Source organism: Sphingomonas sp. KRR8 (assembly GCF_023559245.1).
Taxonomy (GTDB): domain Bacteria; phylum Pseudomonadota; class Alphaproteobacteria; order Sphingomonadales; family Sphingomonadaceae; genus Sphingomicrobium.
The window spans coordinates 1,196,234-1,222,168 of the sequence record NZ_CP097462.1 but is presented as its reverse complement, the minus strand read 5'-3'; the positions used below and the strand labels follow the sequence as shown (position 1 = coordinate 1,222,168).

Below are 25,935 nucleotides of genomic sequence, written 5' to 3'. Positions count from 1 at the left end.
CGGGCCGGTAACGAACAGTCTTGCCGAGCAACCTTTTGCCCGCCACACCAGTTTGAAAGCAAATTGGTTTTGATCGGAAGTTGATGCTTTACGACGCCTATGAAGTGCAGCGCTCCTGGCTGGCGGGGGCGAGCCGCTGGGCCGACCTCTCCGCAAGCTGGCTGAACAGCGCCGCCAACCCGCTGCGCTATTCGGGCATGAGCCCCTACATCGCGGCCAGCCTGGACGTGTTCGCCCACGCCGCCGCGCCAAGAGGCAAGCCCTGCTTCGACCTGTTCGACACGAAAATCGACGGCAAGCTGGTGCCCGTGCGCGAGGAGATCGTGCTGCGGAAGCCGTTTGGGCAGCTCAAGCATTTCGTAAAGGAGGGCGGGCCCGAAGGGCAGCCCAAGCTGCTGATCGTGGCGCCGATGTCGGGGCATTATGCCACGCTGCTGCGCGGAACGGTGGAGCGGCTGCTGCCGCACCAGGACGTGTTCATCACCGACTGGCAGGACGCCAAGCTGGTGCCGACCGACAAGGGCAGCTTCGACCTTGACGATTATATCGATTATCTGATCGAGTTCATGGGCGCGATCGGGCGCGGCGGGCATATGCTGGCGGTGTGCCAGCCGTCGGTGCCGGCCTATGCCGCGGTGGCGCTGATGAACGCCGACCATGATCCGTGCACGCCCAGGTCACTGACCATGATGGGCGGCCCGGTGGACACGCGCGAGGCGCCGACGGCGGTCAACACGCTGGCGACCGAGCGGCCGCATTCCTGGTTCCAGCAGAATGTGATCGCGACCGTGCCCGGGATCTATCCGGGGTCGGGGCGGAAGGTGTATCCGGGCTTCCTGCAGCTGGCGGGCTTCATGACCATGAATCTCGGCAGCCATCTCCTCAGCCATTACGAGATGTTCAAGCATCTGGTGGTCGGCGACGAGGAGAGCGCCGATGGCACTCGGGCGTTCTACGACGAATATCGCTCGGTCTGCGACATGACGGCGGAATTCTACCTGCAGACGGTGGACGTGGTGTTCCAGCGCCACCTGCTGCCCAAGGGCGAGCTGACCCACCGTGGGCGTCCGGTCGACCTGGCCGCCATCACCGAGACGGCGCTGCTGGCGGTGGAAGGCGAGCGCGACGACATCAGCGGGCTTGGGCAGACCAAGGCGGCGCTGACGCTGGCGACGCGCCTGGCGGAGGGCAAGAAGCGCTACCTGATGGCCGAAGGCGTCGGGCACTACGGCATCTTCAACGGGCGCAAGTGGCGCGAGCGGATCGCGCCGGTGGTGGAGGAATTCATCGCCGCCAACGCCTGACGATAAGTTCTTGAAATTGCAGGAAGCGAAACCACATTCCTGTCATCGTCAACAAGTGAAAGGAGGTGGTCAGATGTCTCATTGTCCCAAGTCGGTGAGCACTGCCTCCAGCGAGGTTCTCGCTTAACGGTTCGGCTTGCCGAGCAAGACAATGGAACGGCCGCCGGGAGCACTCCCCTGGCGGCCGTTCTTGTTTGTGGGTCAGGCCTCGGCCACCTTGGCGCCCTGGGATGAGCCGGCGACGGTGAACCAGCTGGTGAGCCCGGCCGCGACGCAGACGGCGGCGCTGACCAGCAGGGCGGTGTGGAAATGGCCGACGAGCGCGTCGCCCCTGGCAGCCAGGACCGACCCGAGAAGCGCGGTGGCGATCAGGCCGCCGGTACGGGCGACAGCGCTGTTGAGGCCGCTGGCGGTGCCGCTGTGCTTGCGATCGACGGAGGACAGGACGGTGCTGGTGAGTGGGGCGACCGCCAGCGCCATTCCGCTGGCCATTACCAGGACGGCGGGCAGGACCTGCGCAAGGTAGCTGCCGCCCGCCTCGATCCGCTGGCCGAGCAGCAGGCCGGCGGCGACCACGATCGGTCCGGCGGTAAGCGGCAGGCGGCCGCCGATGCGGGCGGCGAAGCGGCCCATGATCGGCGACAGGACGGCGATGATGACCGCCAGCGGGGTGAGCGCGAGCCCAGCCTGAAGCGGCGAGTAGTGCCCGGCTTCGATCAGCACATAAGGCAGCAGCAGCATGACCGCGCCGAATGCTCCGTAGAGCAGGAAAGTCATCAGGTTGGTGCCGACGAAGCAGCGGTTGCCGAACATGGCGAGCGGCATCATCGCCTTGTCACCGCGCCGTGCCTCGATCCACAGGAAGGCGGCCAGCAGGGCTACGCCGGCAACCAGCAGGCCGGTCACGGCGGGAGTGAAGCGCAGCTGCACCGACCAGAGGGTGAGGCCGTAGGTCAGGCCGAGCAGTCCCAGGGTGGCGAGCGCGGCGCCCGGGTAATCGGTTCGGGCGGCGGCCTCGTTGCGGCTTTCGGCGGCGAAGCGCCAGGCGAGGAGGATGGCGCCGGCGGCGAGCGGCAGGTTGATGTAGAAAATGGAGGGCCAGCCGACATGCTCGACCAGCCAACCGCCGATCAGCGGGGCGATGGCGGCGGCGGCCGCGCCGACCGCGGCCCAGATGCCGATCGCCCGGCCGCGCTCTTCACCCTCGAAGGTGGCGTTGAGCAGCGCGAGGCTGTTGGGCAGCAGCAAGGCCGCGCCGATGCCCTGGATGACACGCCCCGCCAGCAGCCACTCCAGCCCGGGCGCGAGCGCGCAAAGCAGGGAGGCGGCGCCGAACAGGGCCGTGCCCAGCATCAGCAGGCGCTTGCGGCCATAATGATCGCCAACCGCCCCGCCGAGCAGCAGCAGGGCCGACAGCGGCAGCAGGTAGGCGTTCACCACCCACTGCACCTCGCTTGCCCCCGCGCCGAAGCCGGCGCGGATGGCAGGCAAAGCTACGTTCAGGACCGAGCCTTCGACAAAGCTCAGCGAGGAGGCGAGGATGCAGGCGAGCAGCGTCCAGCGCGGGTGCGCTGGCTTGCTTTCCTCAGGCGTCGCTGGTGGCACTGGCGGCAGCGATGGAGGCATCAACCATACGCTGCCACAAAGCGGGGTCGCCGGCGGACGCGCCGGCCCGGTCGGTTTCGCGGATCGAATGCAGGACCGCCAGCGCCGCGTTGCGATGTTCGTGCCAGACGAGGTCCACCTTCTGACCGGCGGACGGGTCGCTGCCCTCCGCATTGCTGCTGTGCGCCGCGCCGGCAAGGACCCGGGCAATGCGTTCGACGAGATCGGTTTGACCGCCTTCGGGCATCTGTCTTCTCCTGTTTCGGGTGCGTAACCCGTCAGGGACCGGTTGGGTTCATGCGCGTGGTGATGCGCCGGACGAACCGCCGCGCGGCAAGGACGAGCCAGAGCGAGGCGAGCACCAGGATCAGCGCGACGAGCGCGGCGGCGATGGGGTTGGCGAGGGCCAGCGCCATCAGTCCCGCGGTGGCAATGTCCTCGCCGGTGGAGACGGCGATGTTGCTGAACGGCTCGGGGCTGGCGTTGACGAGGGTGCGGGCGCCGGCCTTTCCGGCATGCGCGACGAACGCCGCTCCGCCGCCGAGGAGGAAGGCGGCGACCTGCCATTCAGGACGGCGCGGATCGACGATGGCGAGCGCCAGCAGCGCGCCGCCGAGCGGACGGACGAGGGTGTGGATGCCGTCCCAGACGCTGTCGACCCATGCGATCTTGTCGGCGAAGAATTCGAACAGGGCCGCGGCGCCCGAAAGGACCAGGATCCACGGGTTGGCAAGAACGGCGAGGCCGTGGAGCTGCTCGGGAAGCGGTAGCCAGTCGAGCTTCATGGCCAGACCGGTAAGGAAGGTGACGAGGTAGAGCCGCCAGCCGGCGAGAAGGCTGGTCGAGGCGGCGAGGGCGAGGAGGTTCACGCCGGTCATGGCCTGAGGGTAGCGACAAGCGGGGAGGCCGTCACGGGAGTAAATCCCGTGACGTCAGACCTGTCCCGGCGAGCCGGGCAGGCTGGCCGGCCTTCGCCGTTTCTTCGCAAAGCCGCGCTCGCTTCGCTCCGCTTGGCTTGGCCGCGGCGGCTTTGGCTTACAGGACTTCGAACAGCCCCGCCGCGCCCATGCCGCCACCGACGCACATGGTGACCACCACATACTTCGCCCCGCGACGCTTGCCTTCGATCAGCGCGTGGCCGGTCATCCGGGCGCCGCTCATGCCGTAGGGGTGGCCGATGGAAATGGCGCCGCCGTTGACGTTGAGGAGCTCGTCCGGGATGCCGAGCTTGTCCTGGCAGTAAAGGACCTGGACGGCGAAGGCCTCGTTCAGCTCCCACAGGCCGATGTCGTCAACCTTCAGGCCGAAGCGGTTCAGCAGCTTCGGCACGGCGAACACCGGGCCGATGCCCATCTCGTCGGGCTCGGTGCCGGCGACGGCCATGCCGAGGTAACGGCCGAGCGGCTCGAGGCCCTTCTTCTCCGCATAGGTGGAATCCATCACCACGCAGGCCGAGGCGCCGTCGGAGAGCTGGCTGGCATTGCCGGCGGTGATGATCTGCTCGGGACCCATGACCGGCTGCAGCGACTTCAACCCCTCCAGCGTGGTCTCGGGACGGTTGCCCTCGTCCTTGGCGAGGGTGATGTCCTTCATGCTGGTTTCGCCGGTTTCCTTGTTCTTGACCGACATGCGGGTGGTGACGGCGATGATCTCGTCGTCGAACTTGCCGGCGGCCTGGGCGGCGGCGGTGCGCTGCTGCGAGCGAAGGGCATATTCGTCGCACCGGTCGCGGCTGACCTGGTAGCGGCTGCCGACCACCTCGGCGGTCTGGATCATCGGCATGTAGACCGCATTGTGCATGGAAAGTAGCTCGGGGTCCGGGCCGACGCGCATGTCGGGGGTCTGGACGAGCGAAATGCTCTCGACGCCGCCGGCGACGCAGACGTCCATGCGGTCGACGATGACCTGCTTGGCGGCGGTGGCGATGGCCATCAGTCCGGACGCACACTGGCGGTCGATCGACATGCCGGCGACGCCCACGCCGAGGCCGGCGCGAAGCGCGGCGGTGCGGCCGATGGTGGTCTGCACGCCCTGCTGGAGAGCGGCGCCGATCACGCAATCCTCGATCTCGCTCGGGTCCACACCGGCGCGCTCGACCGCTGCGCGGATGGCGTGGGCGGTGAGGGTGGGCGAGGGCGTCGCGTTGAACGCGCCGCGATAGGCGCGGCCGATCGGGGTGCGGGCGGTGGAAACGATGACGGCGTCGCGGGCGGCGGTGGACATGGGCGAATTCCTACTGGTTGGGCGAAAAGGCTCAGGCGAAGACCTGGCCGATCCAGGTGGCGGTGAGGGCGGGCTTGTCCTCGCCCTCGATCTCGACGGTGACGTCGTGGGCGAACTGGTATTGGCCGGGGCGCTTCTCTTCGAAGCTGACGAGGGTGAAGTGACCGCGGACGCGCTTGCCGGCGCGAACGGGCGCAAGGAAACGGACGCGGTCGAAGCCGTAGTTGACGCCCATCCTGGTCGTTTCGGGGACGAGCATGACGTCGGCGGCCATGCGGCTCAGCAGCGACAGGGTCAGGAAGCCGTGGGCGATGGTGCCGCCGAACGGGGTCTGCTTCGCCAGATCCTCGTCGACGTGGATGAACTGGTGGTCCTCCGTCGCGTCCGCGAAGACGTTGATGCGGTCCTGGCCGACGGTGATCCAGGCGGATTCGCCCAGCGGCTTGCCAACGGAAGAGCGGATGGTGTCGAGGGAGGCGATGGGCATGAGCGGCGGTGTAGCGCGGCACCGAGCGGTGCTGCAAGGCGGGCCGTGCCGGCGCCGGGCAGCAGCGCCACTGTGCTTCCAAGGTTACAAACGCAGTTAGCAGCGTCCCGTTGGTGGACAGCACGGAACCCTTTGCCTCCCTTGGCTTTATCGCCCTGGAGGCCCCCGTTATGGGTGGGCCATTGGGGTTTGCGTCACATTCATATCCACCACCCGGTTGAGTGAACACGGACGAGCGTCGCGGGCAGCGGCCTTGAGCCGGCTGCCTTTGGTCAGGGAGTAGAAGATGTTCAATGAATTCGGCACCGAGAATGTGGTGCAGGCGCCGGCAGCGGGTCAGGTCGACGGCATTCCGCTGACGGTCGGCCTGGCGGGCGGTGGCTATGTGGTTGTCTGGCAGAGCTATGACGGCGACATCCAGAGCGATGTGAAGGCCCGCGTCTATGACGCGTTCGGAAACCCGAAGAGCGATGCCGTCATCATCTTCAACGACTATATCGGGTTCGAATTCCCCCATAACGTCGACGTGATCGCGCTTCCCAACGGCGGCTTCGCGGTGGCCAGCGTGCGGATCGATTCGCTCAATTCCGCCGGTGGCGCCGCGACCAGCGACATCGCGCTGCAGTATTTCAACGCCAACGGCACGGCCGCGTCGGGGGTCCTGTCGGCCAGCACCTCGGGCACTGCGCCGACCAACTACGTGTCGCAGCCGGAACTGGCCATTGCCGGCAACCAGCTGGTCGTCACCTGGGACAATGGCGAGGGCGCCGGTTCGTCGCTCAATGCCCGTGCCTATGACTTCAGCGGGACGGCGGCCACCACGGCCCCGATCACCCTGGTTGCCGGATCGTCCGCGACCGTCACTCAGGCCCCGTCCATCGCCGGCTTCGCCAACGGCGGCTATGTCGAGGTGTGGCGCGAAGGCGCGGCGCCCGGAACCGGCGGCGACGCAGGCGATATCCGCGCGCAATTCTTCAATGCCAACGGGACGGCGATCGCCGCCTCGTTCCAGGTCAACAACGTCACCAACAGCGTGCAGGCGCTGCCGCACGTCGCCGTGCTGAGCAACGGCAATGTCATCGTGACCTGGGCCGATTACAGCAACGCCAACGTGCAGATCCACGGCCAGTTGCTGTCCGCGACGGGCGTGCCGATCGGCAACGAGTTCTTTGTAGCCGACAACCACCGTTCCTCGACGGTGACCGTGAACGGCGTCACCAAGGTTGACGACACCAACCTCAATGACTTCTCGCTGACGGCGCTTCACGACGGCGGGTTCGCCTTGTCGTGGCGCGACGAAGGCGACCAGCACATCTATGTTCGCGAGTATAACGCCAACGGCGTCGCGGTCCGCAACGCGACGAGCCTGAGCGACGGCGCCGGCTTCTTCCCGCACATCAGTGCGCTGGCGGGCGGCGGCTATGACGTGGTGTGGAGCCTCAACGGCGCCGTGACGTCGCAGATGGTGGCCGAGATCAAGGCTCCCGTCGACGACCTCAACGGTGACCACCTCAGCGACCTGCTGCTGCGCAACACCGACGGCCGGATCACCGACTGGCTGGGCGCCGCGGGCGGCACCTTCGTCAGCAACCACCAGACGGCGCTCTACTCCGTTCCGACTGACTGGAAGATTGCGACGACCGCCGACTTCAATGGCGACGGCCTGACCGACATCCTGTTCCGCAACGACAATGGCGCGATCACCCAGTGGCTGGGCTCCGGGAACGGCCAGTTCATCTGGAACCAGGCGTCGAGCTATACGGTGGACGCGTCCTGGACCGTCGCGGCGAGCGGCGACTTCAACGGTGACGGCCGCGCCGACGTGGTGCTTCGCAACACCAACGGCCTGCTGACGGAGTGGCTGGGCAAGGCCGATGGGACCTTCTTCAGCAACGACGCCATCGCCACCTACTCGGTCCCGACGGACTGGAAGGTCGCGGGCTCCGGCGACTTCAACGGCGACGGCAAGGCCGACCTGCTGTTCCGCAATGACAATGGCATGGTCACGGAGTGGCTCGGCCAGTCGGACGGCACCTTTGTCTGGAACAGCGCCGCGACCTATGCCCTCAGCACCGATTGGAAGGTGGCCGGGATCGGCGACGTGAACGGCGACGGGCGCGACGACCTCGTCCTGCACAATTCGACGGCGGGTCTGGTCGTCGACTGGCTGGCCGAGGCGAGCGGCACCTTCTTCAGCAACCACGCAGCGACCACCTATTCGCTGCCGGCCGGTTGGAACATCGCGTCGGTCGCCGACTTCAACGGCGACGGCCGGGCCGACCTTGCCCTGCGCAACGACAACGGCCTGGTGACCGAGTGGACGGGAACGAGCGCTGGCGGGTTCGTGTGGAACTCGCAGGCGACCTACAACCTCGACACCAGCTGGCACATCTTCACCTGATGATGGCAGGGCGGCTCCTGGCGGGTCGCCGGTTCAGTGAAGCGTAGGATAGGAGCCGGTGACGCCAAGTCACCGGCTCCTTTCTCGTTGGGCGCGGGTCAGCTGTGCCAGTCGGTCGCGAGATTGTAGATGACGGCCGAATTCCAGGTGAAGGTTCCGCCCCACTGGCCGAGCCATTCGGTGACCGTTCCGGTGCTGCTGTTGCGCAGCAGGAGGTCGGACTGGCCGTCACCGTTGAAGTCGCCGACATTCGCCACCTGCCAGCCGGACGGCAACGCGTAGGTGGTCGCTGCGTGGTTGCTGAAGAAGGTGCCGGTGCCTTGCCCAAGCCAGTCGACGATGAGGCCGGCGCCAGCATTGTGGAGCACGAGATCGTCGTGCCCGTCGCCGTTGATGTCACCGATCCCGGCCACCTTCCAGTCGGTGCCGAGGGCATAAGTCGCCGCGCTGTTCCAGCGGAAGCTTCCGTCGGCCTGGCCCAGCCATTCCGTGATGGTGCCGTTATCGTTGCGGAGCAGGAGGTCGGCGCGCGCGTCACCGTTGAAGTCGCCGGAACCCGCGACCTTCCAGTCGGTGGGGATCGAGTAGGTAGCGATGGCGTCGTTGCTGAAGAAGGTGCCATCGGCCTTGCCCAGCCACTCCGTCAGCAGGCCGTTGACGTTGCGAAGCACGACGTCGGCGCGGCCGTCCCCGTTGAAGTCACCGGCGGCCGCGACCGTCCATGAAGGATCGACCGGATAGCTGGCCGCCTCGTTCCAGATGAATTGGCCGTAGCCCGTACCGAGCCACTCGGTGATTGCTCCATTATCATTGCGATAGAGGACGTCGGCGCGGCCATCCCCGTTGAAGTCGCCGGTGGCGGCAACCTTCCACTCGGGCGGGACAGAATAAAGCGCCGTCTCGTGATTGCTGAAGAAGGTGCCGTCAGGGTTGGCGATCCAGTCCGTCAGTCTGCCGTCGCTGTTGCGCAGCAGGATGTCGCTGCGCCCGTCGGCGTTCAGGTCATTGCTGACCGCGCGGGTGAACAGAACGAAGTCGGCGGCGCTGAGCTGGATGGCCGCGAGCCCCTGGAAGGTCAGGAAGGGCACAAGCTGGTAAGCGGTCCCGGGGCCGTCACGATCGACCATCAGGACGGTCTGTCCAGTCTCTTCCTGCAGGCTGAGGAAGCCGGCGGCGAAGGGATCGTCGTGATAGTCCCAGCCCAGCAGCTCGCTCTTGAGCCAATTGCCCCACATGATGCGGTCTTCGCCGGGCGTGTAGTCGAGCAGCGAGACGTGCTCGCTACCCATGACCGATACGTAGTGAAGCGAGAGGTCGAGGACGTCGGCGCCGGCGCCGAAACGGATGCTGAGGTCGCCTCCCTTGGCAGCCAGGATCATGCGATCGTTGCCGGCGCCGAAATCAACCAGCGTCGGGCCAGCGTCGAACTGCTGGAGATTGACGATGTCATTGCCGTCGCCGCCCACGATGGTCAGGCGCTCGTAGACGTCGCGATAGTTGCGGTAGACCAGGATGTAGTCGTCGCCGGTTCCGGCATCGACGAAATCAGAACCGGCGTCATGCTCGAGGTCGATGATGTCATGGCCGGCGCCGCCACTGATCACGTCGTCGCCGTAGCCGTCGGTAATCCAGTCGTTCCCGTTGCCACCGTCGATGTGGTCGTCTCCCGCCGAGCCGTCCAGACGATCGTTGCCGTCGCCGCCGATGATGACGTCATTGCCGTAGCCACCGCTCAGCGTGTCGTCGCCGCTGCCGCCTGTGAGAGTCAGCGGCGCGGCGGGAATGCCGTCCGGAGAGAAACCGCCGAAGTTCTCGGCCGTGAGGGTGGCCATGCTGACCCCACGGAAGATCAGCAGGTCCTGCGGCCCGGTGACCCAATAGGCATCGAGCTGGACCACCAGCACGGTGTCGGGGCCGCGCTGCTCCAGCCGGATGATGCCGAGCTCGAACGGATTGCTGTAGCCGTCCCATGCACCCCAGCGGCTGATGAGGTCGTACAGGAGCACCGTGTCGCCGCCCTGGCCGGGGCTGAAGTCGGTGACTTCCCGGACCGTCGACCCGTCCAGCCCGCGAGGGTCCAGATGGTCGAAATCGATGACGTCCTGGCCTGGGCCGAGCGCCAGGCGGTGATTGCTGGCCGGGGTCCAGATGACGATGGTGTCGTTGCCCGGCCCCGCATCGATGGTCACGAGACCGGACGACCATGTCCACGAGGTGATGGAGTCGTTACCCGCGCCGCCGATCAGCATGGCGTTTTCCACCAGCGTCCGGTCGAAGTGGTAGAGGGTGAGCGAGTCGTTGCCGTCGCCGCCGTCGAGCCAGTCACTTCCGCCGTCGGAGTCGTTTACGAAATCGTCGCCGGCGTCCCCGTACAGGTGGTCGTCACCAGTGCCGCCGCGAAGCTGGTCGTTGCCGCCGCCACCGTGGATGATGTCGTTGCCGCCAAGGCCAAGAATGACATCGTCGTCTGGAGTGCCGACCAGGTCATCGTCGCCAGCCGTCCCGGTAATCGTTCCCATGGCCAGCCACGCACCCCACTCGGCACAGAGGAAGCGCCAAAATGGAGGAAACGCAAGCGGCGGGCACGCGAGGTGTGCCGAAGCCTGACAGTGTCGACCCTGCGGACGTCAGGTCCTGGGCGCCGCCGCGTAGGGCATGACCAGCTTGCCATCCGGCGCGGCGGTGAAGGTGGTCTGGGTCGGATAGGCGAATTCGATGCCCGCGGCGGCGAAGCGGCGGAGGAGGTCGATCACGATCGCCTGGCGCTTGGCGAACAATGCTTCGGCATCGCGCCCCTTGTGGAAGAACAAGAGCTCATAATCCAGGCTGGAAGCCCCGAAACCGGTCAGCACACAGCGCTGGATCCGGCAGCCCGGCTGGGCCTCGACCGCCGCCTTGGCAAAACCGGGGATCTGCTCGAGCAGGTCGGGAGCGGTCTGGTAGACCACCCCGAACCGCAGCGTCTCCTGCCGCTCGCTGCCTTGGGCAAGGTTGCGGATCTCGCGCTCCAGCAGCTTGGTGTTGGCCATGATGACCATCTCGCCCGTGAGGCTCTTGAGGCGGGTGGTCTTGAGGCCGATCCGGTCGACGGTGCCGATGGTGGTGTCGAAGCGGATGGTGTCGCCGCGGCGGAACGGGCGATCGAACAGGATGGAGAGGGCGGCGAACAAGTCGGAAAAGATGCCCTGCGCGGCAAGGCCGATGGCGATGCCGCCGATGCCGAGGCCCGCGATCAGCGCGGTCACGTTGATCCCGAGATTGTCGAGAATGACGATCAGCGCGATGCCGAACACGGCGACGCTGACCAGAACCCGGATGACGCCGAGCGCATTGCCGATCGCGGTCTCGCCCGGCTTGTCGCCGGCGCGGCTGCCGATCACGCCGAGGATCAGTTCGCGGGCCCAGATGGCGCCCTGCAGCGCGGCGGCGATGGTGAACAGGACATCGAAGACGCGCTCAAGCCGGGCAGGCGGCTGAGCGTAGGTGACCACGATCTCGACGGCGGCGGCGACCATGAAGAAGATGGTGGTCTTCGCCAGCACGCGACCAACGACGGTGCGCCAGTGGAGCACGGTCGGATCGTCGGCGATCAGCTTCTGCCCGCCGAGGCGGACCAGCAGCATCAGCCCGACGAGGCCGAGTGCAACCAGGCTGCCGATGGCGAAGCCATCGAGGTTGGCGAGGAGCCAGTCGAACACCGTGGGGAGCTTCTTGACCATGAGCGCCGGAATGGCGGGTGCGGGGCAGCCGGGTCAAGGTTGACGAAGCGAGTCAGGCGACCGCTTCCGCCACCTCGTCGACCTTCGCGGGACCCTGCTCGGCGGCGGCGACCACCGCCTCGACGGCCTTGGGCTTGGCCCTGGTCGGCCGCTTGCGCTTGCCCTTGAGGAGGAAGTCGAGGAGCCCGACTTCCTCGCTCGACAGCCATTTGCGGGGCCGGGGGCGTTCGACCTCGCCGAGCGGCTGCTTGGGATTGTCGCGCGCGGCCTCGATCAGCTTGGGATGGACGTAGCTCTTGCGGCTGATCGCGGGAGTGTTGCCGAGTGCTTCGGCGACCGGTTCGAGCACGGTCTTGAGGCTGATCTTGCGGCGTTCCTCCTCCTGCGCCTCGAGCATCTGCTCGAAGGCGATGACACTGGCGCCCCAGGTGCGGAAGTTCTTGGCCGTGAAGTCGCCGCCGGTCGCCGCCTTGATATAGTCGTTCACGTCGGCCGAGGTGATGGGACAGGCCTCGCCCTCGTCCGTGGTGTACTGGAACAGGTTCTGGCCGGGCAGTTCCTGGACCTTGCCCACGATCCGCTTGAGGTTGCTGTCGCGGATGGGAACTTCGTGGACGATGCCGTGCTTGCCCTTGAAGCGCATCATCAGCTTGCTTCCGGAGCGCTTGAGGTGGCGGTTGCGAAGCGTGGTGGCGCCGAAGCTCTTGTTCGACTTGGCATATTGCTCGTTGCCGACGCGGATGAAATTGGTGTCGATCAGGCGGACCACGGCCGCGACCACGGCATCCTTGTCGAGCTTGCGCTTCTTCAGGTCGGCGTCGACCTTGCGGCGGAGCTTGGGAAGGGCGGCGCCGAACTCGATCGCGCCAAGATACTTGTTCTTGTCCTGCCGCGCGGTGAAGTCGGCATGGTAGCGGTACTGCTTGCGGCCCTTGGCGTCGCGGCCGGTCGCCTGAATGTGGCCGTTGGGATAGGGGCAGTACCAGGCATCGGTGTAGGCCGGGGGCAGGGCGATGGCATTGAGCCGGTCGATCTCCTCGCGGTCCGTGATGCGGCTGCCGTCGGGCGCGAAATAGGCCCACTTGCCCTTGATCTGCTGGCGGGTGATTCCGGGCGTGTCGTCGGTGCAGTGGCGAAGATTGACCATGCGGCATGGACGCATCGCGCAAGAGGACGGTTCCCGTGACGAAACGAATGCTGATCATGGCGAGCGACGGGTTCGAGCAGGACGAGCTGTTCGTGCCGCTGGAGGTGCTGCGGGGCGAGGGGTGCACGGTGGCGCTGGCGGCGCCCGGCACGACGCCCATTCAGGCGACGGTGCTGGACGATCCGGGCCGGACGATCCGCCCGGACTTGACGATCGCCGAGGCGGAGGTCGACGGCTGGGACGCGTTGTTGCTGCCGGGCGGGCTGATCAATCCCGATCACTTGCGCACCCGGCCGGAGGCGGTGGCGCTGGTCTCAGGGTTTGTGAGCGCGGGCAAGGTGGTCGGTGCGATCTGCCACGGGCCGTGGCTGCTGGTGGAAGCGGACGTGCTGCGCGGGGTCCGGGCGACGGGCTGGCGCTCGATCCGCACGGACCTGCGCAACGCCGGAGCGATCGTGACGGACGGGCCGGTCGAACGAGACGGGCGGATTGTCACCGCGGTGGGGCCGAGCGACAGCGCCGATTTCGCGCGAGCGGTGCTGGCGGCAACGGAGCGCTAACCAGTTCTGGCTAGAACTGACGCCATGATGGATAGTGAACGCGTCAGTGTTGTTGCAATCGACTGGAGCCTTGCGCTGCTGCTGGCTGCAGCCACGGGGTGGAGTGCGCTGCGGGTCGGAGTGCCGCTGCTGGCGGGCGGGGCCGCCTTGGTCGGCTTTGGCCTCGGGCTGCTGGCGATGCGCTGGGCCGGACAACGGCCGCGGCGATTCGTGCTTCCGGCTTTCGCCCTTCCCGAATTTCCCGCGCCCGATGCCGAGACCCTGCCCGAGGGCGTGGTGCGACTGCCGGCGCGGCGACTGCCGACGCCCGGCGAGCTCGAGGCGCGGATCAGGGCCTTTCGGGCCGAGGGTCCGGCGGCCACGGCCGAGATCGTCGAACTGAAGTCCGACGCCTCGGCCGCGCTTCGCCAGGCGCTGGCAGGGCTCAAGCGCGCCCGCCCCTAATCGTCGAGGGTCAGGGCTTCCAACTCGACCGGCACCGTGCCGTCCGGCTGGGCGTCGCCCGTCGTGACCGTGAGGTCGGCGACGAAGCGGCCACCACCGAGCGGCAGGTCGGCTTCGTCCAGCCCGTCCGTCCACCGACGGGCCAGATCGGCGGCACCCGGACCGGTGAGAAGGAACGACGCGCGGTGACGTTCACCGGCAAAGGTGAGCGATTGCCAGTCGACCGAAGTCCAGCTGGTCAGGATTATCCTATTTCGCTCGTCGTTAACCCTGGAGAGCAAGCAGCGGAGCAAGGCTCCACCGGCGACACTGAGCAGCGGGCGGCTCACGAAATCTGCTCCAGATAGGCACGAACCCTTTGAACTGTCTGGTCACGCGGCTCACGCCCGTTACGCAGATCGAACACGAACCGCGGATCTCTCACGGCTTCACGGCCGAAACGGGCCGCACTGTAGTTTCTGGAACGCAGGAATTTTTCCACATCACGCAATAGGTACACTTTACTGGGCCCCCCGGACCAACTTCGACTCGGCAACGTCTGATTCCCCGTTGCTTTCCTACTTGTCTAGGAAAATACCTCTCACTAGGTGAAACAAATGCAGAACAAAGCCGCAGCGGCGCTGGAGCGCCTATGCCTGGAACGGGGTGATGATTTCGCGGGCCTATCGCGCATGATCGGCCGCAACCCCGCCTATATCCAGCAGTTCGTCAGGCGCGGCATTCCCAAGCGCCTGGGCGAGGAAGAGCGCCGTCTGCTTGCCCGCTACTTCGGTGTGCCCGAAAGCCTGCTGGGCGGGCCGGAGCACGACGAGCAATTCTCCGGCATGGTGCGGATCCCCGCCTTGCCGGTGCGGGCATCGGCGGGGCCCGGCGCCTTTGCCGACGACGAGCGCCAACGCGCCTTCTTTGCGTTTGACGAGCGCTGGCTAAAGCAGCTCACGGGCGCGGCCCGAAGCGAGCTCAACCTCATCCGGGTCGAGGGTGATTCGATGATGCCGACCCTGACGGACGGGGACGACATCCTGGTCGACCGCAGCGACGCCAAGTCGCGGCTGCGCGACGGCATCTACGTGCTTCGGATCGAGGACGTGTTGATGGTGAAACGATTGGCGCTGCACCCGATCAAGCACCGGGTGACGGTGCAGTCGGACAATCCGGCCTATGCCGACTGGCCCGATTGCGATCCCAAGGACATCGATGTGATCGGGCGGGTCATCTGGAGCGCGCGGCGGATCGCCTGACGCGCTACCGCCCCGAGCGATTGCGGTCGTAGAGCCAGTAGCCGACCGCCAGGATGGTGCCCGCGAGTGCCCCGTAGATCAGGCCTGGGCCGGTGAGGCCCTTCGAGAGCCCGATGGTCAGGCCGACGAGGATGGCAAGGAAGAGAAGGCAGCCGGCGGCCTGCGGGGAGCGTTGTTCCATGGGTGGCCCTTGGCAGAAGCCGGACTGTTGGTGAAGGCCGTCTTAAGCACACCCGATGACCGGAGCGGTAAGGTCGCGCTGGTAACAGGCTGGCTATGCAGCAGACCTACATCGCCACTCGCGCCGCCCTCCGCGACGCCCAGGAACTCGTCGATCGCTTCGGCGACGATGCGGGGATGGAAGCGGCGATCCGGGCTGAGGCCAGCCGCGATCGCGATAACCTGATCCGCTTCTGCCACTGGCGGCAGATCGAGCGGGTGATCGTCACCCTGACCACGACCGAGGTCGACGGCACGGTTCACTAGACCAAGGTCCACTTCTCCCATGGGTGGCGGCGGCGGATTGCTGTCTGTAGGGTCCCACCATGGGAAGGTGGGGAGTGGGGATTGCCGCGCTGGCGGCGGGGCTGGCGAGCGCGCCGGTGACCGCGGCGCAGGGCGTGCCGCAGGCGCAGCCGCCGCAGCCCGCGCCAGCACCGCCGCCGTCCGCCGGAGCAGCGATCGATCCCTCCGCGCCACTCGATCCCATGCCCGACCTTGGCGTCGCCTGGCCCGACCTCGGCAAGCCGGACGCACCCGTTCCGGGGCAGCCTGCACCGGTCGCCGTCACGGCACCAGCGCCGAGCCGGGCAGACCAGCTGGCTGAGGAGCGGCGCTATGCCTGGTCCATTACCGGACTGGGCGAGGGAGAGGACGACAAGGCGCTGCTGCGGCGCTTCCGTGAGTCATCGGCGCTGGAGGGGGACCGCAACAAGCAGGCCAATGCAGCGCAGCTCGACCGCCGGGCGCGCGCCGATGCCGAGCTGCTGACCCAGTTGCTACGCTCGACCGGCCACTATGATGCGGCGGTTGAGCCCTCGGTGGAGGCGGTGGGCGACACGGTGCGCATCACCCTGGCGGCGAGCCCGGGCGCGCGATACCGGTTCGAAGCCGTCGACTTGCCCGGGTTGGAGGCGGCCGGACCGGATGCGGAGGCCCTTCGCAACGCCTTCGCGGTGAAGGCGGGCGATCCGGTCGATGCGCAAAAGGTGATCGATGCCGGGCTGGCGCTGCAGGTCGCACTTGGGCGGCTGGGTTTCGCGCGGGCGAAGGTCGGCGAGCAGGACGTGGTGGTCGATCACCAGACCCAGCTGGCGCGGCTGGTCCTGCCGGTGGCGACCGGGGAGTTCCAGCGGTTCGGCGCCATCCGGGTCAGCGGCAAGCCGGACTTCGGCGCCCGCCACGTCTCGGCCATCGCGCGCTTCGAGGCCGGCGACCGCTATCGGCAGGACCGGGTGGACGACCTTCGCCGAGCGCTGATCGCGACCGGGCTGGTCGGGGCGGCCGACGTGCAGCTGGTGCCGCTGCCCGATGGCAAGACGGTCGACCTCGCGGTCCGTTTGGAGCCGGCGCCGGTCCACACCATCGCCGGCGAGCTTGGCTATGGCACGGGCGAGGGCGTTCGGGCCGAAGCAAGCTGGCAACATCGCAATTTCATCAATCCCGAGGGCGCTCTGACGGTACAGGCGGTGGTCGGCACGCAGGAACAGAGCGCGGGCACGACCCTGCGCTTCAACAACTGGCGGCGGCGCGACCGAGTGCTGACCTTTGTCGGCAATGCGAGCCATCTCGACCGCCCAGGGTATGAGGCGCGCACCGTGCAGATCGGTGCGACGGTCGAGCGCCAGTCCAATTTCCTTTGGCGCAAGACCTGGACCTGGAGCCTGGGCAGCGAGCTGCTCGCCTCGGACGAGCGGGACGTCGACCTGTCGCGAAACCTGCCCCGGCGCCGAACCTTCTTTATCGCGGCACTTCCGGCCAGCCTGACCTGGGACCAAAGCAACGACCTGCTCGATCCAACGAAGGGCTTCCGCCTCGGTGGCCGGGTCAGTCCGGAGGCGAGCCTTCAGGGCAGCGCCTTCGGCTATGTCCGGACGCAAGTGGACGCGAGCGCTTACCATCCGTTCGGGGAACGGGTGGTGGCCGCCGGACGTATCCGACTCGGCACCATCGTCGGGGCGAGCCGTGACCGGATCGCGCCGTCGCGGCGCTTCTATGCCGGGGGCGGCGGATCCGTGCGTGGCTATGGCTATCAGCAGCTGGGGCCGCGCGACGCCAATGGCGACCCGATCGGCGGACGCAGCCTGGCCGAGTTCAGCCTGGAAGCGCGGGTGCGGCTGGGCAGCTTCGGCGTGGTGCCGTTCTTCGATGGGGGAACGCTGTCGACGAGCAGCCTGCCGAAGCTGAGTGGCTGGCAATATGGCGCGGGGCTGGGTCTGCGCTATTATTCGAGCTTCGGACCCATTCGGATCGATGTCGGAACGCCGCTCAACCGGCGGCCGGGGGACAGCCGAATCGCGGTGACCGTCAGCCTGGGCCAGGCCTTCTAGCGTGAGTGACGCCGCGACCCTCGACGATGCGCCGGTGCGGGTGGTGAGGGTGCGGCGGCCGTGGTGGAAGCGGCTGATCAGCGAACTGATCGTGCTGGCGGCCCTGCTTGCTTTGCTGGCGGCGGTGGCGGTGGCCTTTCTCGACAGCGCGCCGGGGCATCGTTGGGTGGCCGACCGCATCGCGGAGCAGGAGACGGCCAGCGGTCTCAAGATCCGCGTGGGGCGTATCGACGGATCGCTGTTCGGGGTCATGCACCTGCACAATGTGGCGGTGGCGGACACGCGCGGCGTGTTCCTGACCAGCCCGGATGTCATGGTCGACTGGGCGCCGGGAGCGTGGCTGTACAACAGCCTGCACATCGACCAGCTGGAAGCAGCGCGAGTGACGCTGGCCCGGCTTCCGCAGACCCGGCCGAGCGTTCGGCGCGGGCCGTTGCTGCCGGACTTCGACATCACCATCGGCCAGCTGCGGATCGACCGGCTGGAGCTTCTGAAGGATGTCACCGGAACGCCGCGCACCGGGCGCGTGAAGGGCAGTGCCGTGATCCGCGCCGGGCGGGCGATGGTCGATCTTGGTGTGCAGCTGAACGGCGGCGGCGACCGGCTGGCGCTGAGGCTGGATGCGGAGCCGGATCGGGACCGCTTCGATCTGGGGGTGGACCTTTCCGCTCCCGCCGACGGTCTGGTGCCGGCCCTGCTTGGGCTCAAGCGGCCGCTGCAGGTGCGGGTGGCCGGCTCCGGGCGGTGGTCGCAATGGAATGGCACGGGTGCGGTGAACGTCGCGGGGCGGCCGTTCGCGCGGGTGAAACTGACGGCGCAAAGCGGGCTATACAAGCTTGGCGGGCAGGTGGTGCCGGGCCCGTTGCTCAAGGGGCGGTTGGCGGCACTGACCGCGCCGCGTGTCACCGTGAGCGGGGAAGGTCGGCTGGAGAATCGGCTGCTCGACGGGCACCTGACAATTTCCTCCGCCAGCCTTCGGGCGGTCGCGCGGGGCGGCGTGGACCTGGCCGGCGGTGCCTATCGCCAGCTCCGGCTGGGCGTCGACCTGCTTCGGCCCCAGGCGCTGTTTGGGAACATGCGGGGCCGACAGGTGCGGCTGGTGTGGACGCTCGACGGCAAGTTCGACCGGGCGGCCTACAGCTATCGGCTGACCTCGCCGGAGGTCCAGTTCGACAACACCGGCTTCCGCGACGTGCGGGCGGAGGGCCGGGGGCAGCTGACGCCGTGGCCGATGCGGGTGCCGCTGCGGCTGGCCGCCCGGCAGATCACGGGGATCGGGGCGGAGGCCGGGGCGATCCTGGCGAATGCGCGGCTGGAGGGGATGCTCCAGCTCACGCCCCAGAACCTCAAGGGCGACCGGCTCCGGCTGACCAGCGACAAGTTGAACGCCGAACTGTCGCTGCTTATCGACTTCGCCAGCGGGCGGTTCGACGTGCTGCTGAACGGCGGGCTGACGCGCTATTTCATTCCCGGGCTCGGGGTGGTGGACGTGACCAGCCAGCTGCGGGTGGAGCCGGGGCCGGGCGGTCACGGAAGCCGCGTGGTCGGCACCGGGCGAGCGCAGGTGCGCCGGCTGGACAATGCGTTCTTCCTTGGCCTGATGGGCGGGCTGCCCCGGATCGAGGCGCGGCTGGAACGCGGGCCGGACGGAGTGCTGCACTTTCCCGAGCTGCAGCTGTTCAGTCCCAAGCTGCGGCTGTCCGGCAGTGGGTATCGGCGCAACGACGGCAGTTTTGTGATCGACGCGGTCGGGCGGCAGGCTGACTATGGGCCGGTGCGGCTACACCTCGACGGGCCGATCAGCCGGCCCCGGGTAGAGTTGCTGCTGGCGCGGCCGAACGACGGGTTGGGCCTGCGCGACGTGCGACTGTCGCTGAGCCCGTCGCCACGCGGGTTCGACTATCGCGCGGCCGGCGGAACGCGGCTTGGGCCATTCACCAGCAACGGCGCGATTCTCCTGCCGCAAGGCGGGGCGACGACGATCCAGGTCGCGGCGCTCGACGTGGCTGGCACCCATGCGACGGGCGCGCTTCAGCCGGTCACTGGCGGACTGTCGGGGCAATTGGCGCTGAGTGGCGGTGGCCTCGCTGGCCGGCTGCTGTTCGCGCCGGCGGGCGGCGGGCAGCGGATCGAGGCGCATCTGCAGGCCAACGGCTTCGTGACCAGCGGACCGCCGGCCCTGGCGGTGCGGAGCGGGCAAGTCGACGGCGTGGTGCTGATCGCGGGTGGGCGCACCAGCATCAACGGAACCCTTAGCGCGCGCGGGGTGGAAAGCGCGGGCGTGAGCCTCGCCCGACTGACTGCCTCCGCCAATCTGGTGGATGGGCGCGGGCCGGTGCGTGCCGCTTTTGCCGGGCGGCGGGGGAGCGCCTTCCAGTTCGTCGCGAGCGCCGATGTGTCCCCGGACCAGATCGTGGTGCGCGGCAATGGCGCGGTGGAAGGCCGACCGCTGACGCTGGCCAGCCCGGCGGTGATCAGCGCGACCAACGATGGTTGGCGGGTCGCGCCAACGCAGCTGCGCTTTGCCGGTGGCAGCGCGACGGTAAGTGGGGCGACGGGCCGCAACCCGCAGTTGAGCGCGGACCTGTCCGCCATGCCGATGAGCGTGCTCGACATCATCTGGCCGCGGCTGGAGCTGGGCGGAGTAGCGTCCGGGCGGTTGGCCTACGGCTGGAACGGGGGCCGGCCCAACGGACAGATGAACATCACGGTGCGGGGACTGAGCCGCGCCGGACTGGTGCTGGCCAGCCAGCCGATCGACGTCGGCATTGCGGCGGTGCTGAACGGCAGCCAGGCCGGGATGCGGGCGGTGGCGGTGAGCAACGGCCAGACGATCGGGCGCGCCCAGGCCAGATTCGCGCCATTGGGCGGTTCGTCGCTGGTCTCCTCCCTGATGAACGCACCGCTGTTCGCGCAGCTGCGCTATGCCGGGCCGGCGGACACGCTGTGGCGGCTGTCCGGAACCGAGCTGTTCGACCTGTCGGGGCCAGTGGCGATCGGGGCCGACGTGCGGGGATCGCTGACCGATCCCCAAATCCGGGGTTCGCTGCGTACGACCCAGGCGCGGCTGGAAAGCGCGGTGACGGGCACGGTGATCACCGACCTGGCAGTGAGCGGGAATTTCGTGGGCTCGCGGCTGGTGTTCAACCAATTGCAGGGCCGCACGCCCGGCAACGGAAGCATCGCCGGCAGCGGGTCGGTGGACCTGAGCGGCGGCAAGCCCGCGCTCGACCTCAAGTTCCAGACGCAAGGCGCGCGGATTCTTGCGCGGGATGACATCGCCGCGGACGTGACCGGTCCGCTGAGCGTCCGTTCCGACGGCAATGGCGGGACGATCAGCGGCGACCTGCGGCTCAATCGGGGGCGGTTCACGCTCGGCCGGGCGAGTGCGGCGGGGGCGGTTCCGCAGCTGGTGGTGCGCGACGTCGGCGTCGACAGCGACGAAGTGATCGAGGAAGCGGAGCTCAAGCCGTGGCGGCTGGACGTGGGCGTGCGCGGCGGGGAGCTGACCGTCCAGGGATTGGGCATCGACAGCCGCTGGACGACCGACCTCAAGGTTGGCGGCAGCGTTGCGGCGCCACGCTTCACCGGGTCCGCCAACCTGGTCCGCGGAAGCTATGATTTCGCCGGGCGCAACTTCCGGCTGAGCCGGGGAACCATCCGCTTCCGTGGCGAAAGCCCGCCGGACCCGCAGCTCGACATTGCCGCCGAGGCGCAGATCCAGGGGCTGGACGCCAGCGTGGTGGTGCGTGGCACGGGACTGAAGCCGGAGATCAGCTTCGCCTCCGTGCCGCAGCTGCCGCAGGACGAACTGCTGAGCCGGCTGCTGTTCGGGACCTCCATCGCCAACCTGTCGGCGGCCGACGCGCTGCAGCTGGCGGCGGCGGTGGCGGGGCTGCGCGAGGGCAAGAGCGGGAGCCTCGATCCGATCAACGCCATTCGCCGGGCGGCCGGACTGGACCGGCTGCGGATCCTGCCGGCGGATATCGCGACGGGACAGAAGACGGCGATCAGCGCCGGCAAATATCTGACCCGCAAACTGTTCGTCGAGGTCATCACCGACGGACAGGGCTATAGCGCGACGCGGGTGGAGTATCAGGTGACCCGCTGGCTTTCGCTGTTGTCGAGCATCTCGACGATTGGGCGCACCAGTGCCAACGTGCGGGTCAGCAAGGACTATTAGGGGGCGGCATGAAGCATTGGAATTTCCGCAAGGGCGTCGTTGCGCGGGAGGACATGGCCGAGCATCACCGGCTGGCGCAGACGCTATCCTGGCCGCACCTGGTCGCGCTTGGCGTCGGCGCCATCGTCGGCACCGGTATCCTCACCCTGATCGGGGTCGGTGCCGGCAAGGCCGGACCGGCGGTGATCCTGAGCTTCGCCATCGCGGGCGTGATCTGCGCCTGCGCCGCGCTGGCTTATGCCGAGGTCGCGACCATGATCCCGGCGTCGGGTAGCGCCTACACCTACAGCTACGTCGTTTTTGGCGAGCTCATCGCATGGATGATCGGGGTCGCGCTGATCCTGGAATATAGCCTGGTGGTGAGCGCCGTGGCGGTCGGCTGGTCGGGCTATGCCGCCGGGTTCCTCCAACGGATCGGCATGGCCTTGCCGGAAGCGATCACCAAGGGGCCGGCGCTGGGTGGCCTCGTCAACCTGCCGGCCGTATTCATCATCTGGGTCGTGGCCGGGCTGCTGATCGCGGGCACACGGGAGAGCGCCACGCTGAACGCCATTCTGGTGCTGGTGAAGCTGGCGGCGCTGGCCTTGTTCGTCGCGGTTGCCCTGCCGGTGTTCGATGCGGCGAACTTCACGCCGTTCATGCCCAACGGCTTTCCGCGCAGTGGACCGGCCGGAAGCGAGGTCGGGGTGATGGCCGCGGCGGCGATCATCTTCTTCGCCTTCTATGGCTTCGACGCGATCGCCACCGCCGCCGAGGAGGCGCGCAACCCGGGCCGCGACCTGGCGATCGGAATCGTCGGCTCGATGGCCGTGTGCGTGGTGATCTACATGGTGATCGCCGCCGCGGCGATCGGCGCCGTGCCGGTGGCGAGCTTCGCGCACAGCCCCGAGCCGCTGGCGCTGGTGCTGAGCGAGATCGGACAGCCGTGGGCCGCGCGCCTGCTGGGCGCATCGGCGGTGATCGCGCTGCCGACCGTGATCCTGGCCTTTTTCTACGGGCAGAGCCGGATCTTCTTCACCGTGGCCCGCGACGGGCTGCTGCCGCCGTCGCTGGCGCGGGTGTCGCGCCGGGGATCGCCGGTGCGCATCACCCTGTTCACCGCGGTGGTGGTGTCGATCGTGGCCGGCATCTTCCCGCTCGACGCCATCGCGGCGCTGGCCAATGCGGGAACGCTGGCGGCGTTCATTGCGGTCTGCGCGGCGATGCTGGTGCTGCGCCGGCGGGAGCCGAATGCGGAGCGAAAGTTCCGCGCGCCCGCCGCATCGGTGATCGGTGTGGGCGGCATCCTGGGGTGCCTCTACCTCTTCTACAGCCTGCCGCTGAAGACGCAGTTGTTCTTCGTCATCGCCCAGGCGATCGGCGTGGCGCTCTACTTCATCTACGGCCACGGCGCGGCGGCGAAGGCACGGGCGGACGGCACCGCCGCCTAGAGGTCAGCGGCCGAGCGTCTTCTTGAGCTGTGCAACGCTGAGGCGACCCCATTGGGATGCCCAAGGCGAGCTCTCGCGGCTGTCGTCCTTGAGGTAGTCGGGCTTTACATAGCCTTCGATCGCGACCTGCGGCTTGGCAGCGGCCAGTCGGGCGAGGTCGAAGGGCGCGGTGAAGGCAAGGCCGAACTGGTCACCCTGGCTCCAGCTGACCTGGGCGAAGACGTGGCCCGCGCCTTCACCGAGGTCGAGCATGATCTCGGCCCCGATCGGGAACTGGTGGGCGGATTCGATCAGTGCGCCGCTCGTCGAAATGTTACGCAGCCGGACCTTGTGGCTGTCGTAGTCGAAATGGACGTGGCCGTGCCAGATCATCGGATGGCGAAGCTCGTCGCGGCGGGACTCTTCGCGATCGCCGCCGTCAGCATCGGCTCCCGCCTCGAACTGCCCCGCAGTGGTGAAGGCGGCCGGCAGCGGATCGGCGTTGGCCTCGACATCGGCGAAGCTTTTCTCAAGCACTTCGCGGAGCAGGGCGTCGCAGGTCGCGCGGTCGGCGTCGATATGGGTTTCGGGCGCGAACTCGAGCCCCGTACGGCCGTGCTTGATCCAGCGTACCGCGCATTCGATGCGGCCGCGCGGATCGCCGCCGGCAAGCTCCAGCACGACCTTGTCCCACAACTTGAAGGGCGCGTCGCATTCGATCATCGCGCCGCCGCCGGACAGGTTGACCAGGGCGACTTCGAGCCGCTTGCGCTTGTGGCGAACCGTGATGGCAGCCTCGCGGGCGAGGCGGTGGCGATCTTCGAAGCGGTGGTCGGCGGCGCGCACTTCCTCACGCGGAATGACGACCTCGCCGAGGTTCTCGTCCCCGGCGGCGGGCGCGTCACGCTTGTCGCGCGGGTTCTTGGCCTTGAGCAGGTGCCCCGCCGGATTGTCGGCTGACTGAATGCGGGACCGGAAATCGTTCATTGTGAGCAACCCTGCGCGCCTGGGTGAGGGAACACCGTAGACGCGCAGGGTTAAGAGGAAGCTTACATCGAATAGTACATGTCGAATTCGACCGGGCTGGGGGTGGTCTCCCACCGCATCACTTCTTCCCACTTGAGGTCGATGTAGGCGTCGATCTGGTCGGCGGTGAACACGTCGCCCTTGAGGAGGAAGTCCTTGTCGGCGGCGAGCGAGGAGAGTGCCTCGCGCAGGCTGCCGCAAACGGTGGGAACGTTGACCAACTCGGCCGGCGGAAGGTCGTACAGGTTCTTGTCCATCGCCTCACCCGGGTGGATGCGGTTCTGGATACCGTCGAGGCCGGCCATCAGGATTGCGGCGTAAGCGAGGTAAGGGTTGGCCATCGCGTCCGGAAAGCGGAACTCGACGCGCTTCGACTTCTCGCCCGCGCCGTAGGGAATGCGGCACGAGGCCGAGCGGTTGCGGCTGGAATAAGCCAACAGCACGGGCGCCTCGAAGCCCGGCACCAGCCGCTTGTAGCTGTTGGTGGTCGGGTTGGTGAAGGCGTTCAGCGCACGGGCGTGCTTGATGACGCCGCCGATGAAGTAGAGCGCGGTTTCGCTGAGGCCCGCATAGCCGTTGCCGGCGAACATCGGCTTGCCGCCCGACCACAAGGAAAAGTGGGTGTGCATGCCCGAGCCATTATCCTTGGCGATCGGCTTGGGCATGAAGGTCGCGGTCTTGCCGTAGGCGTGGGCCACCTGGTGCACGACGTATTTGTAGACCTGCATGCGGTCGGCGGTCTGGACGAGGGTGCCGTAGGTCAGGCCCAGCTCATGCTGGGACGCGGCGACCTCATGGTGGTGCTTGTCGCAGGGCAAGCCCATCTCGAGCATGGTCGAGACCATCTCGCCGCGAATGTCGACGGCGCTGTCGACCGGCGCGACTGGGAAGTAGCCACCCTTGGCGCGCGGACGGTGGGCGAGGTTGCCGCCCTCATATTCGCGGCCGGTGTTGGTTGGCAGCTCGATGTCGTCGAGCTTGAAGTAGCTGACGTTGTAGCCGTCCTCGAAGCGGACGTCGTCGAACATGAAGAATTCGGCTTCCGGACCGACGAACGCCGTGTCGGCGATGCCGCTGGCCTTGAGATAGGCCTCGGCGCGTGTGGCGGTGGAGCGGGGATCGCGGGCGTAGAGTTCGCCGGTCGCCGGCTCGACCACGTTGCAGACCAGGATCATCATCGGCGTGGCCGAGAAGGGGTCGACGTAGATCGCGTTGAGATCCGGCTTGAGGATCATGTCGCTTTCGTTGATCGCCTTCCAGCCGCCGATGGACGAGCCGTCGAACATGAAGCCGTCGTCGAGCATATCCTCGTCGATGGCCGAGGCGACCATCGTCAGGTGCTGCCACTTGCCCTTGGGATCGGTAAATCGAAGGTCGACCCACTCGATCTCCTCATCCTCGATGCGCTTCATGATGCTGGCGGCGGTCACCTTGTCGGCCATGACGAATCCTTTTGCGTGAGAGCTGGCGGTGCGAAGACGGGCGACCGATTCCAGCAGGCTCGCGGCGGGTCGAGTCAGGTGTGAAGACTTCACCGGTCCGCTTGGCTGGCCATCTTGCCTGGCTAAGCTGTGAGCGGCGGAATTCCGGGATTGCCTACAGTTCGCCGTGCCGCTTTTGGCACAGTGGGAGGGAAA

21 protein-coding genes are annotated in these 25,935 nt (G+C 67.5%); 9 read left to right on the top strand and 12 right to left on the bottom strand.

Going from position 1 to position 25,935, the window contains the following annotated elements; all coding sequences use genetic code 11:
- Positions 1-83: 83 nt before the first annotated feature.
- On the top strand, positions 84-1,304 hold the full coding sequence (locus tag M8312_RS06125; protein ID WP_250119489.1) for a polyhydroxyalkanoate depolymerase: 1,221 nt from the start codon (positions 84-86) through the stop codon (positions 1,302-1,304).
- A 201-nt stretch (positions 1,305-1,505) separates the two neighbouring features.
- Here M8312_RS06125 and M8312_RS06120 read toward each other — a convergent pair whose 3' ends face one another.
- The 5 genes from M8312_RS06120 to M8312_RS06100 form a co-directional block, all read right to left on the bottom strand.
- Positions 1,506-2,909, bottom strand: coding sequence for an MFS transporter (locus M8312_RS06120; RefSeq protein ID WP_250119488.1), 1,404 nt, complete (start codon positions 2,907-2,909; stop codon positions 1,506-1,508).
- Positions 2,890-3,156 (bottom strand): hypothetical protein, encoded by a 267-nt coding sequence (locus tag M8312_RS06115; protein ID WP_250119487.1) that lies wholly within the window; start codon positions 3,154-3,156, stop codon positions 2,890-2,892. Before M8312_RS06115 ends, M8312_RS06120 begins: the two co-directional genes overlap by 20 nt.
- A gap of 31 nt (positions 3,157-3,187) precedes the next feature.
- The gene (locus tag M8312_RS06110; protein ID WP_250119486.1) at positions 3,188-3,787 is read right to left on the bottom strand and encodes a DUF4126 domain-containing protein; all 600 of its coding nucleotides are present in this window, start codon (positions 3,785-3,787) and stop codon (positions 3,188-3,190) included.
- A 157-nt stretch (positions 3,788-3,944) separates the two neighbouring features.
- Positions 3,945-5,132 carry an acetyl-CoA C-acyltransferase gene (locus tag M8312_RS06105; RefSeq protein WP_250119485.1) on the bottom strand — a complete coding sequence of 396 codons (1,188 nt, stop codon included), beginning with the start codon at positions 5,130-5,132 and terminating at the stop codon, positions 3,945-3,947.
- Positions 5,133-5,163: 31 nt separating this feature from the next.
- Entirely contained in the window at positions 5,164-5,619 is a 456-nt protein-coding gene (locus M8312_RS06100; protein ID WP_250119484.1) for a MaoC family dehydratase, read from the bottom strand.
- A 286-nt stretch (positions 5,620-5,905) separates the two neighbouring features.
- Between M8312_RS06100 and M8312_RS06095 the strand changes: the two genes are divergently transcribed.
- Positions 5,906-8,020 (top strand): FG-GAP repeat domain-containing protein, encoded by a 2,115-nt coding sequence (locus M8312_RS06095; protein WP_250119483.1) that lies wholly within the window; start codon positions 5,906-5,908, stop codon positions 8,018-8,020.
- A 98-nt stretch (positions 8,021-8,118) separates the two neighbouring features.
- Here the strand turns inward: M8312_RS06095 and M8312_RS06090 are convergent, their stop codons facing one another.
- From M8312_RS06090 to M8312_RS06080, 3 genes are all read right to left on the bottom strand, one after another.
- Positions 8,119-10,539: an FG-GAP-like repeat-containing protein gene (locus tag M8312_RS06090; protein WP_250119482.1), complete on the bottom strand. Its 2,421-nt coding sequence runs from the start codon at positions 10,537-10,539 to the stop codon at positions 8,119-8,121.
- 108 nt (positions 10,540-10,647) lie between these two features.
- A complete protein-coding gene (locus tag M8312_RS06085; RefSeq protein WP_250119481.1) occupies positions 10,648-11,739 on the bottom strand; it encodes a mechanosensitive ion channel family protein in 1,092 nt (363 codons plus the stop codon).
- Positions 11,740-11,791: 52 nt separating this feature from the next.
- Positions 11,792-12,886 carry a DNA topoisomerase IB gene (locus M8312_RS06080; RefSeq protein WP_250119480.1) on the bottom strand — a complete coding sequence of 365 codons (1,095 nt, stop codon included), beginning with the start codon at positions 12,884-12,886 and terminating at the stop codon, positions 11,792-11,794.
- Positions 12,887-12,921: 35 nt separating this feature from the next.
- Between M8312_RS06080 and M8312_RS06075 the strand changes: the two genes are divergently transcribed.
- Both M8312_RS06075 and M8312_RS06070 read left to right on the top strand, forming a co-directional pair.
- Positions 12,922-13,446: a DJ-1/PfpI family protein gene (locus tag M8312_RS06075; RefSeq protein WP_250119479.1), complete on the top strand. Its 525-nt coding sequence runs from the start codon at positions 12,922-12,924 to the stop codon at positions 13,444-13,446.
- A 24-nt stretch (positions 13,447-13,470) separates the two neighbouring features.
- On the top strand, positions 13,471-13,890 hold the full coding sequence (locus M8312_RS06070; protein WP_250119478.1) for a hypothetical protein: 420 nt from the start codon (positions 13,471-13,473) through the stop codon (positions 13,888-13,890).
- On the opposite strand, the gene M8312_RS06065 is transcribed toward M8312_RS06070, so the two are convergent.
- Entirely contained in the window at positions 13,887-14,219 is a 333-nt protein-coding gene (locus M8312_RS06065; RefSeq protein WP_250119477.1) for a hypothetical protein, read from the bottom strand. The genes M8312_RS06070 and M8312_RS06065 overlap by 4 nt on opposite strands.
- Positions 14,220-14,486: 267 nt before the next feature.
- On the opposite strand from M8312_RS06065, the gene M8312_RS06060 reads away from it, so the two are divergent.
- A complete protein-coding gene (locus M8312_RS06060) occupies positions 14,487-15,131 on the top strand; it encodes a S24 family peptidase (protein ID WP_250119476.1) in 645 nt (214 codons plus the stop codon).
- Between the two features lie 4 nt (positions 15,132-15,135).
- On the opposite strand, the gene M8312_RS06055 is transcribed toward M8312_RS06060, so the two are convergent.
- A complete protein-coding gene (locus tag M8312_RS06055) occupies positions 15,136-15,312 on the bottom strand; it encodes a hypothetical protein (RefSeq protein WP_250119475.1) in 177 nt (58 codons plus the stop codon).
- Between the two features lie 95 nt (positions 15,313-15,407).
- Here M8312_RS06055 and M8312_RS06050 point away from each other — a divergent pair, with 95 nt between their 5' ends.
- Genes M8312_RS06050 through M8312_RS06035 form a run of 4 tightly spaced genes read left to right on the top strand, consistent with a single transcriptional unit; the run spans position 15,408 to position 23,293 of the window.
- Positions 15,408-15,617: a hypothetical protein gene (locus M8312_RS06050; protein ID WP_250119474.1), complete on the top strand. Its 210-nt coding sequence runs from the start codon at positions 15,408-15,410 to the stop codon at positions 15,615-15,617.
- A 59-nt stretch (positions 15,618-15,676) separates the two neighbouring features.
- A complete protein-coding gene (locus M8312_RS06045; RefSeq protein ID WP_250119473.1) occupies positions 15,677-17,680 on the top strand; it encodes an autotransporter assembly complex protein TamA in 2,004 nt (667 codons plus the stop codon).
- A gap of 1 nt (position 17,681) precedes the next feature.
- The gene (locus M8312_RS06040; RefSeq protein ID WP_250119472.1) at positions 17,682-21,863 is read left to right on the top strand and encodes a translocation/assembly module TamB domain-containing protein; all 4,182 of its coding nucleotides are present in this window, start codon (positions 17,682-17,684) and stop codon (positions 21,861-21,863) included.
- 8 nt (positions 21,864-21,871) lie between these two features.
- Complete coding sequence (locus M8312_RS06035) at positions 21,872-23,293, top strand: amino acid permease (protein ID WP_502957440.1); 1,422 nt, start codon at positions 21,872-21,874, stop codon at positions 23,291-23,293.
- Positions 23,294-23,296: 3 nt separating this feature from the next.
- On the opposite strand, the gene M8312_RS06030 is transcribed toward M8312_RS06035, so the two are convergent.
- Positions 23,297-24,259 carry a PilZ domain-containing protein gene (locus M8312_RS06030; RefSeq protein ID WP_250119471.1) on the bottom strand — a complete coding sequence of 321 codons (963 nt, stop codon included), beginning with the start codon at positions 24,257-24,259 and terminating at the stop codon, positions 23,297-23,299.
- Between the two features lie 62 nt (positions 24,260-24,321).
- Positions 24,322-25,740, bottom strand: a complete 1,419-nt coding sequence (glnA, locus tag M8312_RS06025) for a type I glutamate--ammonia ligase (RefSeq protein ID WP_250119470.1) — start codon at positions 25,738-25,740, stop codon at positions 24,322-24,324.
- Positions 25,741-25,935 lie beyond the last annotated feature (195 nt).